General features: G+C 44.6%; 14 protein-coding genes. 7 read left to right on the forward strand and 7 right to left on the reverse strand.

From position 1 onward, the window contains the following. The first annotated feature begins 154 nt into the window (after window positions 1–154). Window positions 155–997, forward strand: a complete 843-nt coding sequence (locus GQA99_RS07415) for a sulfotransferase domain-containing protein (RefSeq protein WP_160053260.1) — start codon at window positions 155–157, stop codon at window positions 995–997. 106 nt (window positions 998–1103) lie between these two features. On the opposite strand, the gene lgt is transcribed toward GQA99_RS07415, so the two are convergent. Continuing rightward, window positions 1104–1880, reverse strand: a complete 777-nt coding sequence (gene lgt, locus GQA99_RS07420; protein ID WP_160053261.1) for a prolipoprotein diacylglyceryl transferase — start codon at window positions 1878–1880, stop codon at window positions 1104–1106. Between the two features lie 194 nt (window positions 1881–2074). Between lgt and GQA99_RS07425 the strand changes: the two genes are divergently transcribed. Beyond that, on the forward strand, window positions 2075–2929 hold the full coding sequence (locus tag GQA99_RS07425) for a pseudouridine synthase family protein (RefSeq protein WP_160053286.1): 855 nt from the start codon (window positions 2075–2077) through the stop codon (window positions 2927–2929). A gap of 46 nt (window positions 2930–2975) precedes the next feature. Then, window positions 2976–3695 carry a YccT family protein gene (locus tag GQA99_RS07430; RefSeq protein WP_160053262.1) on the forward strand — a complete coding sequence of 240 codons (720 nt, stop codon included), beginning with the start codon at window positions 2976–2978 and terminating at the stop codon, window positions 3693–3695. A 102-nt stretch (window positions 3696–3797) separates the two neighbouring features. Here GQA99_RS07430 and ybaK read toward each other — a convergent pair whose 3' ends face one another. Together ybaK and GQA99_RS07440 are read right to left on the reverse strand one after the other, a co-directional pair. After that, complete coding sequence (ybaK, locus tag GQA99_RS07435; protein ID WP_160053263.1) at window positions 3798–4265, reverse strand: Cys-tRNA(Pro) deacylase; 468 nt, start codon at window positions 4263–4265, stop codon at window positions 3798–3800. A gap of 10 nt (window positions 4266–4275) precedes the next feature. Continuing rightward, entirely contained in the window at window positions 4276–5238 is a 963-nt protein-coding gene (locus GQA99_RS07440) for a TDT family transporter (protein WP_160053264.1), read from the reverse strand. 152 nt (window positions 5239–5390) lie between these two features. Between GQA99_RS07440 and GQA99_RS07445 the strand changes: the two genes are divergently transcribed. Further along, window positions 5391–6293 (forward strand): LysR substrate-binding domain-containing protein, encoded by a 903-nt coding sequence (locus GQA99_RS07445; RefSeq protein WP_206194569.1) that lies wholly within the window; start codon window positions 5391–5393, stop codon window positions 6291–6293. 1573 nt (window positions 6294–7866) lie between these two features. After that, complete coding sequence (locus GQA99_RS07450) at window positions 7867–9735, forward strand: SLC13 family permease (protein ID WP_160053265.1); 1869 nt, start codon at window positions 7867–7869, stop codon at window positions 9733–9735. Window positions 9736–9865: 130 nt separating this feature from the next. Here GQA99_RS07450 and GQA99_RS07455 read toward each other — a convergent pair whose 3' ends face one another. The 4 genes from GQA99_RS07455 to GQA99_RS07470 all read right to left on the reverse strand — a co-directional run bounded on the left by GQA99_RS07455 (window position 9866) and on the right by GQA99_RS07470 (window position 13237). Next, window positions 9866–10777, reverse strand: coding sequence for a 2OG-Fe(II) oxygenase family protein (locus GQA99_RS07455; RefSeq protein WP_160053266.1), 912 nt, complete (start codon window positions 10775–10777; stop codon window positions 9866–9868). Window positions 10778–11139: 362 nt separating this feature from the next. Further along, on the reverse strand, window positions 11140–11442 hold the full coding sequence (locus GQA99_RS07460; protein ID WP_160053267.1) for a hypothetical protein: 303 nt from the start codon (window positions 11440–11442) through the stop codon (window positions 11140–11142). 82 nt (window positions 11443–11524) lie between these two features. Continuing rightward, window positions 11525–12232 (reverse strand): fibrobacter succinogenes major paralogous domain-containing protein, encoded by a 708-nt coding sequence (locus GQA99_RS07465; RefSeq protein ID WP_229785936.1) that lies wholly within the window; start codon window positions 12230–12232, stop codon window positions 11525–11527. A 114-nt stretch (window positions 12233–12346) separates the two neighbouring features. Next, the gene (locus GQA99_RS07470) at window positions 12347–13237 is read right to left on the reverse strand and encodes an AraC family transcriptional regulator (protein WP_160053268.1); all 891 of its coding nucleotides are present in this window, start codon (window positions 13235–13237) and stop codon (window positions 12347–12349) included. A 180-nt stretch (window positions 13238–13417) separates the two neighbouring features. On the opposite strand from GQA99_RS07470, the gene GQA99_RS07475 reads away from it, so the two are divergent. Both GQA99_RS07475 and GQA99_RS20795 read left to right on the forward strand, forming a co-directional pair. After that, window positions 13418–14050, forward strand: a complete 633-nt coding sequence (locus GQA99_RS07475) for an SDR family NAD(P)-dependent oxidoreductase (protein ID WP_240904649.1) — start codon at window positions 13418–13420, stop codon at window positions 14048–14050. Next, entirely contained in the window at window positions 13995–14363 is a 369-nt protein-coding gene (locus GQA99_RS20795) for a Rossmann-fold NAD(P)-binding domain-containing protein (RefSeq protein WP_229785938.1), read from the forward strand. The genes GQA99_RS07475 and GQA99_RS20795 overlap by 56 nt, the downstream gene beginning before the upstream one ends. Window positions 14364–14367 lie beyond the last annotated feature (4 nt).

Here is a 14367-nt window from a genome sequence, read left to right on the forward strand (position 1 = left end):
CTCACAGTAAAGTGGAGGATTATTTTTTACTTAACAAGCGATAGTATCAGCACGGTTAACTCTTATCTGTTGCGCACTAAACTTGCCATTTTGCTGAATTATCGGTAGTTTTAACCGCATTGAAAGACGCAAAAATAACAACAAAGGATTACGAATGGGAAACATACTTTGGGTGGCCTCTTACCCTAAATCGGGTAACACTTGGGTACGCGCTTTTTTAGAGAACTACATTCAAAATCAAGATCAGCCTATCGACATTAATACCATGCACACCATTTCGACTGCCGAATCAGCAGCGCATCGTTATCAAGCTTATTTACCTAAAGATAAATCCGCAACCACAGAGCTTACCTTAGAAGAAGTCAGTGCGATTCGCCCTCAAGTGCAAGCAGATATTGCCCATCAGGCTCAAGGCACCACATTTGTAAAAACCCATAATTATTTAGGCGAGTACAACGGCCAACCATTGCATAACTCTTCAGTTACCTCTGGGGCGATTTATGTGGTTCGTAATCCGCTTGATGTGGTGATTTCGATGGCTAATTACTTTGATTACACCATCGATGAAGCCATTGCCTACATGGCAGAAGAAATGACAGGTACCCCAAACGAGGCGCCGCATGTGCCGCAAATTATTACCTCGTGGTCGATGCATGTATCCAGCTGGACAAGCGATGATACCTCAAAGCTCATTTTACGTTATGAAGACATGTTAGATGACCCTAAAAAAGTCTTCCGCAAAGTTGAGTCATTTTTAGGCTTAAAGAAAGATCCTACAAGGCTTAAAAATGCCATTAAGCACTCATCATTTGCGCAATTAAAAGCCCAAGAAGCCAAACGTGGATTTGTTGAAAAGCATGAAAATGCTAATGCCTTCTTTAGGAAAGGTGGTAAGCATCAATGGCAATCACTACTCACTCCAGAGCAAGTCAAACGCATTGTTGATAGCCATTATGAGCAAATGAAGCGCTTTAAATATTTACCTGCTGGGATGTAACTCGCCCAACTTAAAACGGCTAATATAAAAAACGTCCTATTGCTACTGCACTAGGACGTTTTTATTAGCGGTAATGACAGCTGTATTGATTAACGGTAAATATTGGTTAGCGTTGTTTACGATAAGCCATCACTAACAACACCACACCTGTCAGTAAAAATGGCAAACTTAACCATTGGCCAGCACTTAACATCGACTCATGGTAAGCCGCCTGGCTGACCTTAACGCTTTCTATCGCAATACGTGCACTAAATACAGACACTAAAAACACCCCAAAAATGGCACCGTGTTTTTGTTTCATGTTGGTGTATTTATAAATAGCGTATAAGCCAATAAAAATTAAAAGATAAGCAAGCGACTCATACAACTGCGCCGGGTGACGCGGCAGCATATCAATTCGTTTAAAAATAATGCCCCAAGGTTGAGTAGTTGGCTCACCTAAAATTTCGGAGTTTGCAAAGTTGGCCATACGCACAAAAAAGCCAAAGATGACGGTAGAAATGGCTAGGCGATCAAGTAAAAATAAAAACGGTAATTTAACCTGACGTTGGTAATAATACAGCGCCAATATGGCACCTAAACCACCGCCATGGCTGGCTAAGCCGCCTTCCCAAATGGCCAGTATTTTGAGCGGATTCGCAAAATAATACCCAGGGTCATAGAAAACACAGTGCGCTAAACGCGCGCCAACAATAATACCCACCACACAATAGACTAAGAAGTTATCGAGGGACTCAACATCCAATCCTTCTTTTTTAAACATGTGCTTTAATACTTGAAAGCCTGTGGCAATCGCTAAGGCGAAAAGAGCACCATACCAATGTACGGTTAAGCCCATAAACGAGACTAATATAGGATTAAAATCCCAGACGATGTGTTCCAAATGACCTACTCCAAAGTAAAACCGTATTTTATCGCATTATGCTAAAACAACTTTATGCCAGATGATACAGAGATACGTCATCTAAAAGAAAGTTTCATCAGCCTCAAAGCAGGTTAATTAACATTGAACGACCAAATAAGGTAACATTTACCCTTATTAATTACAGATACATTGCATTGTTAGAGCTAACCCAAATGATGGCCGATAAAACCGAATTCCATATTGATGTGCTTGAGCACAGTACTGATGCAATTAATTTGCTGGCACAAGCAAGTGGTTTAGGTAAGCAAGTATTAAAAGATGCCATGCAAAAAGGCGCGATTTGGCATACTCACGGCAAACAAACCAATCGAATTAGGCGGGCTAAAAAGCCCTTACACCCAGGCGATAAGCTACACCTTTACTACAATCAGCATATTCTCGATGAACTGGTAGCACAGGCAGAGTTGTTGTTTGACGAGACTGACTACAGTGTGTGGTACAAGCCTTACGGTATGCGCTGCCAAGGGTCAAAGTGGAGCGACCACACCACCATGAATCGCTTTGCTGAATTAAATATGCAGCCACAGCGTAATGCCTTTATTATTCATCGCCTTGACCGCGCCGCTACTGGATTATTAATCCTGGGCCACAGTAAAAAAGCCACTGCGGCTATCGCTAAATTATTTGAAACTCGCGCATTAGAAAAACACTACCAGGTGATTGTTCATGGCAAATTCTCTAGTGAAACGGTGCAAATTGATACGCCTGTAGACAACAAGCCTGCGCTGTCTCATGCAAAATTAATCACCTATCATTCAGGGCTTAATCAATCTAAAGTGCAAGTCAAAATCGACACGGGGCGTAAGCATCAAATTCGCATTCACATGGCCAGTTTAGGCCATCCGGTGGTGGGCGACCGATTACACGGTGATGCCGATAACACTGCGCCCGATCTTAAATTAACCTCGTGTTACTTTACGTTTGTTTGCCCGCTAAGCGGTAAACCCAAGGTCTTTGAGTTACCTGAACAATACCGCCCCCAATTTGCAGACGAGCAGCCGTTATAGCGCTGCAGAACACAGCATCTGTTAATTATTATCATAGGAAACGTTTATGCGTTTAATCATTTGTACTGCACTGTGCCTAGCCACATACATGTTTTGCCACAGCAGTGTGGCTGCCAGCTTAGAGCTACCTAACAATGCCAATACGGTATTAGTGAATGGTGTCGCGACTGAGCAGCAACAGGTCACGTTAGACATCAATACCCCACAGGGATTACAGCAAATCGCCTTTCGCTATCATGCCCGCTTTAGAGATCAAGGCAGTCAGCATAGCTTTAGCTCAGATGTGATTATTTTGCGTTTTAGCGCCAGCGATCAAGACTATCAATTAACACTGCCCAGCATCCGCAGCAAAAGCAGTGCTACACAGTTTAATGACTCACCCACACTGACATTAACTGACCAGGCTGGTAATGCGGTTGAATTCACTCAAGACAAGTTAATGAAAAAAGGTTTACAGATTGGCCGAGATTTTGAACAAGAAATCACAAAATATAATGCCGCCGCCAACCCCGCTTCATGGCGTGCAGCTAAAGTCACTGCGCCAGCAGCTGCGCCCAAAATCTTAAACAAACCTGCCAATTCAGTGGTCACAACAGCGCCAGTCACGTTAGCCATAACCGATGTTCAATCTGAAGGTGCCGGCCCAGTTATAAGCGACAGCGTAGAGCAGCCAAACCAGGCCGAAGTGTCTAACATGCTCGATTACTGGTACCAAAAAGCGAACCCACAAACTCAAGCTGAGTTTAAGGCCAAAATAAATCAGTAGTTAGCTATTTATTGAAGGTGTAAACGAACCAAGCGATAACTGAAAGTAACAACAATAAAATCAATGAAAGCGATATATCCACTGGGGTATATCGCTTTTTTATTAGGCACAAATATCGGCAAATGTCGCATTAAGCAGGCGTTGTAAATCATCAGGATTAAGCGAAATATCTAACCCTCTTTTACCGGCACTGACATAAATGTGTTCAAACTGCTGCGCCGAAGCGTCAATCACTGTCGCCAAGCGTCTTTTTTGCCCTAACGGACTAACGCCGCCAAGCACATAACCACTTGAACGCTCAACCGTTGCAGCCTCTGCCATATGGGCTTTTTTCGCGCCCGCCGCTTTGGCCATTAACTTCATGCTCAACATCGAAGACACTGGCACCACAGCGACAGCAAGCGTTTGATTATCAAGACTCACCACTAAGGTTTTAAATACTTGCTCGGCTGGTAAAGCCAATTTTTGCGCGGCCTCCAGGCCATACGACTCGTTACTGGCATCATGTTGATACTCGTGCACCTTAAAATCAATCTTGTGCTTTTTGGCCATATCAATTGCTGGGGTCATGACGGCTCACTTATGCTGAAACTAATTTTCTGGGCTGATAAAAATGTAAATAACGCACACAAACATAACTGACAACCGCAGTCGCAACAACCAATTCAAACTCAGCTAAACCTCGCACCTGGGCAATATATTCAGCGCCAACATTCATGCTTTGCATCCAAGCTTCCACTTTAAACAACGCCGTGGCCCCAATCACCATCGGGAAGGTAAATGCAGCATAACCAGGACTAAACGGTAAACGCATCAGTTTAAAAAATGATAAATAAATAATGCTGGTCATCAACACGCCAATGCCAAATAGCAACCCAATAATCACTGGCGAAGGCTGCGAGCTAATGGTTAAGTAGCCTGCTAACGATAAACTTGCTGGTGCGGCTAAAACGGCTAATGTCGGCTTAGCCGCATCAGGGATTTGCTCAGTAAAAATAAGTCGATAAATCATCATGGGTAACATTACGGCATAACTCAGCATGCCAAAAATCAACGCGCTTTCTGCTATCCACAATAAATGTGCATTACCTGAAAAAGACACGTCTGCGACTACAATCCCAATCGGCGGAATAAACCAGCTTGGCACCATTTGAGGTAAGCTAAATTGCTGGCTGCGATGATAAATAAATCCAACTAAAAAGCTGATGTGCAATATGACCGCAAAAGACCACAGCAAGTCACCCGCTAGCGCAGAAAAATGCCCCAACGAGTTAGACACCACCATTAATGCCATCGCAAAAGTCGGCACCACACTGCCCACCACCGGATGGGCAACATCCTGGCGCAGCAGATCATGATGCAATACAAACTTACTGGCTAATACCAGTAACAGTACACTGGCAATAGCGGCACTAATCCATTGGCCATAGCGCTGTAAATCCACGGCGTTTTCCCAACTCCAACCTAAACTGGCTATGCCTAACGCTAGCCCAGCCATGGGTGTAGGTACACCAACAATTTTACGCTTTACTCTGTTTACCATGACAACCTCAGCAGCTCTATTCGAGTCATGCAGTCATATTACGCTTGCACTTTGTTTATATATATCCAATTATATAAAACATACGTTCATAAAAACCAAACGAGTATCTCACTCATCATTATTCACTATTAACTATTCACTAAGTCATTATTATGAACATCTCACTGAAACAACTTAATGTGTTTAGCAGTATCACCCAGCACAACACCTTAACGGCCGCAGCCGAAGCCTTGTATTTGTCTAAGGCGGCAGTGAGCATGGCGCTCGCTGAATTAGAAAAGCAGCTAGGCCATCCGCTATTTGACCGGGTCAATAACCGATTAATTCTCAATCAAGAAGGTCACAAGTTATTACCACTTGCTGATGAGCTGCTTAGTAGAGCAAATAACATCAGCCAATTGTTTGATGCAGACCACGCTTTTTCGGGTCAATTGAAAATAGGTGCCAGCGACACCTTAGGTAATCATGTGGTGCCCGGGTTGCTGAGCCAATTTAGGCAACAATCACAGCATTTTTCGCAAAGCGTGGTGATTTCAAATTCACGGTTAATTTGCCAAAAGCTGCTCGACTACGAGTTAGACATCGGCTTAATTGAAGGTAAAAGCCATCACCCAGAATTAGTTGCCCATCAGTTTAGCCACGACCAAATGTGCATTATTGCCGCGCCTCATTTAGCCATAAGCCAACAAACACCCTGTACATTTACCAATTTAGAACACAGTGAATGGGTATTACGTGAGGCAGGCTCAGGCTCGAGAGAGTTTTTTTTACGCACTATTGCACCGCACATTGAGGCTTGGCATGAGGTATTTGAGCTCAATACCACTGAAGCGCTCATTAACAGTGTCGCGGCAGGATTAGGTTTAGGGTGTTTATCGACGTTAGCCGCACAGTACGCGATTAACGATGGCCGAGTCATTCAACTGCAATTGCCTCACAGTAATAATACGCTCAATATGCAACGCCCCTTTTGGCTAGTGGTACACAAAGACAAGTACCACAGCCCATTGTTAAAAAGCTTTATCGCGTTTTGCCATCAATGGGATAATACATAAAGCGGTTGTTGGCTGAGTACTTGTTCTATTATTTATGGCCTGAGTTAAATTTGGACTTTTGAAAACTAAAACTAAAACTAAAACTAAAACTAAAACTAAAACTAAGACCAACTCGTTTTAGGCCAAAACTTGTTAACCCCCTTCTCGTCGTCCCGGCAATGCTTTTGAGCCGGGATCCAGGTGTTTCTTTATGCTTTGTACTTATGCCCTTCGACTACAAATATCGTGATGGCATGGATGCCAGTGAGCGGCCACGGGGCGGATGGTCGGCTCGCAAACCACCATGATGAAGCTGTAAATGTTTGTCTTATCTGCAGGTTTTAAAAACTCCGTTTGATGAGAGACATGCGTTGCACAGAATAAATTTTATCGTGTATGGCATTTCCCATATCCTAATCGGTCAGATATGCGTGAAAGGTCATGGCCAGCTCACGTATTCTTTTGTAAGGAGTCTTCAACGACCTCAAGTTCAAAGTTCAAAGTTGAATTTGGGCATTTGAAAAATAACACTAAAACTAAAACTAAGACTTACTCGTTTTAGGCCAAAACCTGTTAATCCCCTTCTCGTCGTCCCGGCAATGCTTTTGAGCCGGGATCCAGGTGTTTCTTTATGCTTTGTACTTATGCCTTACGACCAAAAATATCGTTATCGGCCAGATATGCGTGAAAGGTCATGGCCAGCTCACGTATTCTTTTGCAAAAAGCCTTCAACGACCTCAAGTTCAAAGTTCAAAGTTCAAAGTTGAATTTGGACATTTGAAAACTAAAACTAAGACTAAAACTAAAACCAACTCGTTTTAGGCCAAAACTTGTTAACCCCCTTTCTCGTCGTCCCGACAATGCTTTTGAGCCGGGATCCAGGTGTTTCTTTATGCTTTGTACTTATGCCTTACGACCAAAAATATCGTTATAGGCCAGATATGCGTGAAAGGTCATGGCCAGCTCACGTATTCTTTTGCAAAAAGCCTTCAACGACCTCAAGTTCAAAGTTCAAAGTTCAAAGTTCAAAGTTGAATTTGGACATTTGAAAACTAAGACTAAAACTAAAACTAAGACTTACTCGTTTTAGGCCAAAACCTGTTAACCCCCTTCTCGTCGTCCCGGCAATGCTTTTGAGCCGGGATCCAGATGTTTCTTTATGCTTTGTAGTTATGCCTTACGACCACAAATATCCTAATCGGTCAGATATGCGTGAAAGGTCATAGCCAGCTCACGTATTCTTTTGCAAAAAGCCTTCAACGACCTCAAGTTCATAGTTAAAAGTTCAAAGCTGAATTTGGACTTTTGAAAACTAAGACCAACTTGACCCACTAAAGCTTGTGATTCCACTATTGCTTGAGCCATGGCTATACCCGTTAATTGACAAAATAACCTTGGTATCCATTAACTTATTATCTCTGATTGCCTGCGAATTTGGCTAAGTAGATTATAATTAATGTGATTGTGAGTGTAATTGTAATTTTAGTCGGCAAGGAGACGAAGTATTGAAACAACTAAGTGGATATTGTCGTAACCCTCGGGCACAACGGACTTGTTGCTCTAAGACTCTAACAATCAATTTTCAGCAGCGTTTATGACAAACGACCAACTATTAATTCTGCTGATCTTGTTCGCTACCGTGGGCCTGTTCCTATGGGGGCGTTGGCGTCACGACATGGTGGCTATCTGTTCGCTGGCGGCATGCGTACTCACTGGGCTAGTGCCATCGGGTGACGCTTTTATTGGCTTTAGTCACCCTGCCGTAGTTACTGTGGCTTGCGTTCTTGTACTCAGTCGAGGTCTGCAAACCTCTGGGGCTGTCGATGCGCTCTCGCGTGCCGTACTGCCTGCTCGTGCCGGCGTGTTTCTTAGTATGACAACGCTTTGCGCGCTAGGTGCGGTGCTTTCCGGTTTTATGAACAATGTCGGCGCGATGGCGCTGTTAATGCCTGTTGCCGTGCAACTCGCTGGTCGCCTAAACCTGACGCCAGGGCAACTTTTAATGCCGCTAGCGTTTAGCACGATTCTCGGCGGCATGACGACAATGATAGGCACACCTCCTAACCTGATAGTTTCAAGTTTTCGTGACCAAACTGGCACGGGTAGCTTCGCCATGTTCGACTTTCTACCGGTCGGGCTCGCAGTTGCCGCTGCGGGTGTCGGCTTTATCACTCTGATAGGCTGGCGACTGGTGCCTGCTCGTAAGCAGTCCGGGGTAAAAGGCTTTGAATCAGAGGCTTATATAACCGAAGCCCGCGTACTCGAAAACAGTAAAATTGCAAGCATGAGCCTGCGCGATATTGATAAAATGATCGATGAGATCGATGCCCAGATCATCGGTATGGTTCACAATGATGTCCGTATAATGGCACCCAGTGCTTGGCGTAGGGTTCGTGTTGGCGACATTCTCGTCATCGAGGCTGAAGCTAAATCACTGGCGGTTGTACTCTCTACATTAGGCTTAGAACTTGAGGAGGCAATTGAGCAAGAAGAAGCTGAATCGGACAAGGCTAATGACGCAGCAGACACCCCAGAAAATGACACAAAAGATGACGCCGATGGAGCGGTAAACAAGAGTAAAGCACAAGATCAAGCCAAATCCTCAGACCATACTGTGCTTATGGAACTGTCAGTGTTACCTGGGTCTCCGTTACTTGGACGTTCGGCCACCGATATCATGTTACGTACGCGCTACGGCATGAATTTGTTGGCAGTGTCACGCTATGGTAAACCTTCATTGTCACGATTACGCTCAAGGCCTTTTCGTTCAGGCGACCTGCTATTGATGCAAGGCCCTCCCGAAGCTATCTCTGAATTTGCAAGTGATAACAACTGTGTACCCCTAGCCAAACGAGAACTGCGCATACCAAGCAAACGTAAAGCCTGGGAAGCAGGAATTATTATGACTTTAGCCGTTGGCGCAACAGCCTTTGGTTTACTTCCGGCAGCAATATCATTTTCTCTTGGCGTACTCGCCTCTATGGTATTGCGAACCGTGCCACCACGCTCTGTGTACAATGCTATCGACTGGCCAGTGATTGTACTTCTTGGGGCCCTAATCCCTGTGGCTGGAGCAATGGAGTCCAGCGGTACAGCCGACCTAATGGCGAGGTTTTTACTCGACAACATGGCTCAAGGCAATGCTGTGTTTGGGTTGACGCTCATTCTGGTCACCAGTATGTTTCTCTCTGACTTAATGAACAACACCGCAACCGCGGCCGTGATGTGCCCCATAGCCATTGCTACCGCTGCAGCGCTTGATGTCAGCTCAGATCCCTTCCTGATGGCGGTAGCCATCGGTGCATCTTGCGCTTTTCTCACTCCCATAGGTCACCAAAACAACACCTTGATTTTAGGGCCCGGAGGCTTTGGTTTTGGTGATTATTGGAAGCTAGGCATACCGCTGGAACTGCTTGTGATCGGCATCAGTCTTCCTATGCTGCTTTGGGTGTGGCCACTGTAAGTGTTAACACACGTAACTGATTGGTGCCCCGCAGTTTGTTTTAGCTATGGCTGGCCATAAAAAAGAGTCCCGGCTCAAAATAATGCCGGGACAACGTGAGGGGTGTAGTTAACCTTTTGCCATAAACTAATTAAAACGGCGCAAAGCTGTCTAATGCTGCCGTTGGTGTTGTCCAACGTTCGCTTGCATCTATGATTGGGCGCTTAGCACCTTGTGGTGGTATTTGGCCTCGGTCGCCATATAACCACAATACAAAGTTGGTGCGCTCGCCGCTGGTTATCGGTTGCGCAGCATGGACGACATTGCCACGGTGGATCATGGCGGTGCCAGGCTTAAATGTTAAAGCAATTTTTTGCCCTGTCGCCACATCAAAAAAATCGACTGCAGAGCCTGTAAAGGTTTCTTCTGGCAAATTTAGGTTGATGTTTAATGTGACCGCCGATGCATCCGTGTGTGGACGGATCGAACTGTCAGTATTGGGTTGATAATGAATCGAAAAACCAAACGTTTGCGTGTCGTAGCCCATGATTTCAGGAAATAACAACCGCGCGATTGGGCGCATATAGGTGTTTAACATTTCATGATAAAAATCCTGGAAACTTGGCGCGGCAAGGTAGCCCTCTGAACGGCTGTCGAGCATAGCACCACGGCGATTGAGCACAATGCCGTAAGGTGGACGCAATGGAATTTGTGCATCCCATACGCTTTCTAAATAGTTGCGCAAATCCGCTAAACGCTCAGGATCAAAAAACTGCAATTGAAACACGTCAGGTGCCACTTCTTGCAGTAAATCTTTAACTGCGACTTCTTTACTTGGGTCTTGCCAGGCTTGAGTTACCGCATCACGTAATCGCTTATCAAGTAATGAACTATCAAGGCTAAACTCGTTTTTTTGCTCGGTTTGTTGCCATTCTTTCCAGGCGTCACTGAATAACGCTTTATTGTTATTCCAAAACTGCTGTACTGATGGCTCACGGTAAAGCATGGCTTCGCGTGAAGGTAATGTTAAGGCGCGTGCACGTTGTAATTGAGTTGCTGACATAATGGGTAAAACTCCTATTCTGTGGCTCGGCGATCGCTATCACCTTGCGAGGAGTTCAATTTATTACATCTATTTACCTAAATAAATACGCACCTCAAGCAAACAGAATTAAGATTTTATTTATAATGGGGTGGGATCCCTTGGTTTTAGCAGTTGTTCTAGCTCCAAATCAATTACTCGTATGCTTTCAGAGTGTTCAATATCTCCTGCGATAATGCGTCAAATGCACCGTGAACAGATTCGGATAACCCCATCATATTGTCAAAATCCGGATTGGCCAGAAGTGTGCCAGTTAGTAATTCAACACATCACAATAAATTTGGGGTATCCATACGAGTTTTCCGTTGAAATGAATGCGTTTGCTAGTCGGCAGGCGTCAATAGCTTAATCCACTCATCCGTATTCCCCAAAATGAATGTTTTCATCTGGTTATCTGTAAACGTTAGTTCAATGGCATCAGCTGAGAGAGGTAAAATCCCTGCACCTTTGGCCATAGATTTTTTAACCTTGATGATGTGAGAGAGTTCAAATGTGTATGGGCCAAGGCCAAGCCGTTTATTGTACGGCTCGAAATTAATATGTGATGTGGTCAGAGTAAGTTTACCATCTGATTTAGCAACCCCATTTTGTACGGTTGCAGTAACAGACTTAATCACATTTTCCATGCCGACCTCCTTAAAGAGCTAAAGCCTGAATTGCTTCAGCTTGTCACAAAGCGTTAAATTTAACTTTAACTTTAACACAGCATTAAATCCTGACACACCTCACTGAAAACATATAATCTTTTGAGCTGGTCGCACGGCGAATTTCGTGTTTATGCGCATTCCACCAAGAGTATGCGAGTGTGCGAATAATGGCTTGGTTGTCGGTTGCGCTGGTTGCGGTCCAAAACTCAGTGTAAGCGCCTTGAGTAATGTAAAACCCGTTCCATTTAACGCCTGCAGGTCTTGCAAAAAACTGCTGCTTATTGACAAGCGATGGTTCGAATTTAGCAAATAGCCCATCAGCTTGAGCCTCTTTTAACTGTAAACCAATATGTTGCTCACCACCGCGCCAGCCGTCTTTGTGCAGATCAGCCTCTGGCATACCTATGGTGCGCTCTAGGGTTTTCCAATCTTCATCGGTGGCGACTCGCCAGCCTACTGGGCAAAGGTTTCTTTGATCAGCGACATCATGCCAGTTGTACAAGCGGCCGTATGTTAATAGGTTTGCCGCATCATCATTTGGCACTGCGCCCGAACTTACTGCTGAGCCATCTTGAAACTGGGTGCTTCGTAGGTTTTCAGCAAGCCAAACTTGTTCGCCAATGTTAACGGTGCGATAAACATTACCCTCTCTGTCTTGAACGGTATTTTCAAGTTTTTGTAACTCGCTGTTAATGCCGCTGGCCGATGCCGCTGTGACTGTTGCTGCAATAACCATACTTGCTCCTATCGATAAGATGAGTTGTTTCATAATGGGTACCCTACATTACTTTTATGTAAACAACTTTAACTCTCAAACAAATAGCAAACTAGGCGATATACTGTCTAAAACATGCCTATTTGTATCAATGTGCGATTTTAATGACTACGCCACATGCTCAATTAACGCTTTAGATTGGCTCCATTGCTTAGGCGACGTACCATACATACGCTTAAATTCTCGGCTAAATTGCGAGGAGCTGACATAGCCAACCTTCATCGCTGCTTCACTGACATTCATACCGGCAACAATTCGCATGGCGGCATGATTAAGGCGCATCGATTTCATAAACTGAATAGGTGACATTCTGGTAGCTTGTTTAAATTTACGATGAAAGACCGCTCGACTCATCCCTACTAAAGAAGCTAAATCATCAATGGTGACATTTTTGCCTAGGTTTAAGGATAAATACTCAATTGAGCGAGCAATCTCGTTACCAATACCAAACGCTCTTCTGGCTGAAATACCAGCGTCGCCTTTCAATACGGCGTAATACAGCTCTCGTAGTCGGCTTTCGCCTAGGATTGATGCATCCATGCTGCCATCGAGTTGCAGTAATCTAAGTAGCGCATCAGCAAAAGTATCATCCCAGTTTGCTAAAGAAAGTCCTTGTGGTTGTGAGCTGCTTTTAGGCTGCTTAATCGCACCTGTGGCACTCTCCATCTCAATGGCCAACTCTGTCATCACTTTAGTATCGAGCGAGATATAAACCCCAAGCAATGGCTCCTCGGGGGAAGCCTCAGGCGTACCGGCCTCGACAGGTAATGAGACGGTGCAGCACATGTACTGACTGTTGTCGTAGATATACCTGTCGCCATCGAGAATCGCTTCTTTTCGGCCGTTCAAAATAACCACCACTGTGGGTTCGTAAACCGCTGGAGCACAAGGCATTGCCTGGGTAATTTTAAACAAACTCACCCCTTTAATGGCGGTTTCGACTATGCCATCGGCACTGATGCGTTGTTCTACTAACTGCTTTATCTTTTGTTTGATCATTTTTACATCGCCTCACCAAATAGATACAAATAGGCACGTTTTAGCGACTAATTAGCCTATTTACATCTCAGCCTGAGAGTTATAGTACATTTCAGATAACACTACTACCGCTCGTAGCGACATGCAAATTAAATTATTGCACTTGCTAAAGCCCCTAGCTTCACAACAAAGGTAACGATGATGACAACTCAACAATTTGGTAAAAAAGGTTGGACTCCTGAACGCATTGGCTCACTTGTAGGAAAGACATATGTGATCACAGGGGCTAACAGTGGCGCAGGTTTTGAAGCCTCTCGCATCCTGCTCAGTAAAGGCGCCAAGGTGGTTATGCTGAACCGTAACCCAAGCAAATCAGCTAACGCAATTGAAGCATTAAAGCAATCATTAGGTCAGCACATTGATGTAAGGTTTATTCAGGTCGATTTGGCTGTGCTGGAATCGGTACGCAACGTAGCAAACGAACTCCTAAACACCACGCCAATCATCGATGCACTGATCTGTAATGGCGCAATAGCACAGGTCGCCAAGCAACATCTCACCGCCGATGGTTTTGAAAGCCAACTTGGGGTAAACCACTTTGGCCACTTTTTATTGTGTGGCTTGCTGTTTGATCGCATTAACGAGGCTAAAGGCCGGATTGTGATGGTGGGTAGCAACGCGTACAAAATGGGGCTTAAACGGATTAAGTTTGAAGATCTTAACTTTGACAAAAAATACACCGCCTGGGACTCATACGCACAAAGTAAAGCTGGCACAAATGATGTTTGGTTACGAGCTGCAACGCCGTATAAAAGCGGCGGGCAAAAACGTTGAAGTACAGGTTTGTCACCCGGGCGCTTCTCGTACCAACTTGCTTATGGATACCGCGAGTACCTTTAATAAAATGCTATGGGCAGTAATGTCTCGGGTTATCGCTCAATCAGCTGAAAAAGGCGCATGGCCAGAAGTCATGTGTGCAACTGAGCAAGGGCTAAAACCTGGCACGCTTTATGGCCCCACCAAACGAGCTAATACTGTTGGCCCTGTGGATCAAAATACACTCGATAGCATTGCATTGGATCAAGACATGGCAGCCAAGCTTTGGGCGCTATCGTTAGATAAAACATCACTAAACTGGTCGCTTTGATCGC

The sequence above is a fragment of the Shewanella litoralis genome (assembly GCF_009828585.1).
In the GTDB taxonomy this organism is placed as follows: domain Bacteria; phylum Pseudomonadota; class Gammaproteobacteria; order Enterobacterales; family Shewanellaceae; genus Shewanella; species Shewanella litoralis.

Bases quoted from the DNA above. Each gene is read 5' to 3' on its own strand.
- GQA99_RS07415 (WP_160053260.1), top strand. From the start codon at position 155: ATGGGAAACATACTTTGGGTGGCCTCTTACCCTAAATCGGGTAACACT.
- GQA99_RS07425 (WP_160053286.1), top strand. From the start codon at position 2,075: ATGATGGCCGATAAAACCGAATTCCATATTGATGTGCTTGAGCACAGT.
- GQA99_RS07430 (WP_160053262.1), top strand. From the start codon at position 2,976: ATGCGTTTAATCATTTGTACTGCACTGTGCCTAGCCACATACATGTTT.
- ybaK (WP_160053263.1), bottom strand. From the start codon at position 4,265: ATGACCCCAGCAATTGATATGGCCAAAAAGCACAAGATTGATTTTAAG.
- GQA99_RS07440 (WP_160053264.1), bottom strand. From the start codon at position 5,238: ATGGTAAACAGAGTAAAGCGTAAAATTGTTGGTGTACCTACACCCATG.
- GQA99_RS07445 (WP_206194569.1), top strand. From the start codon at position 5,391: ATGAACATCTCACTGAAACAACTTAATGTGTTTAGCAGTATCACCCAG.
- GQA99_RS07450 (WP_160053265.1), top strand. From the start codon at position 7,867: ATGACAAACGACCAACTATTAATTCTGCTGATCTTGTTCGCTACCGTG.
- GQA99_RS07455 (WP_160053266.1), bottom strand. From the start codon at position 10,777: ATGTCAGCAACTCAATTACAACGTGCACGCGCCTTAACATTACCTTCA.
- GQA99_RS07460 (WP_160053267.1), bottom strand. From the start codon at position 11,442: ATGGAAAATGTGATTAAGTCTGTTACTGCAACCGTACAAAATGGGGTT.
- GQA99_RS07465 (WP_229785936.1), bottom strand. From the start codon at position 12,232: ATGAAACAACTCATCTTATCGATAGGAGCAAGTATGGTTATTGCAGCA.
- GQA99_RS07470 (WP_160053268.1), bottom strand. From the start codon at position 13,237: ATGATCAAACAAAAGATAAAGCAGTTAGTAGAACAACGCATCAGTGCC.
- GQA99_RS07475 (WP_240904649.1), top strand. From the start codon at position 13,418: ATGACAACTCAACAATTTGGTAAAAAAGGTTGGACTCCTGAACGCATT.
- GQA99_RS20795 (WP_229785938.1), top strand. From the start codon at position 13,995: ATGATGTTTGGTTACGAGCTGCAACGCCGTATAAAAGCGGCGGGCAAA.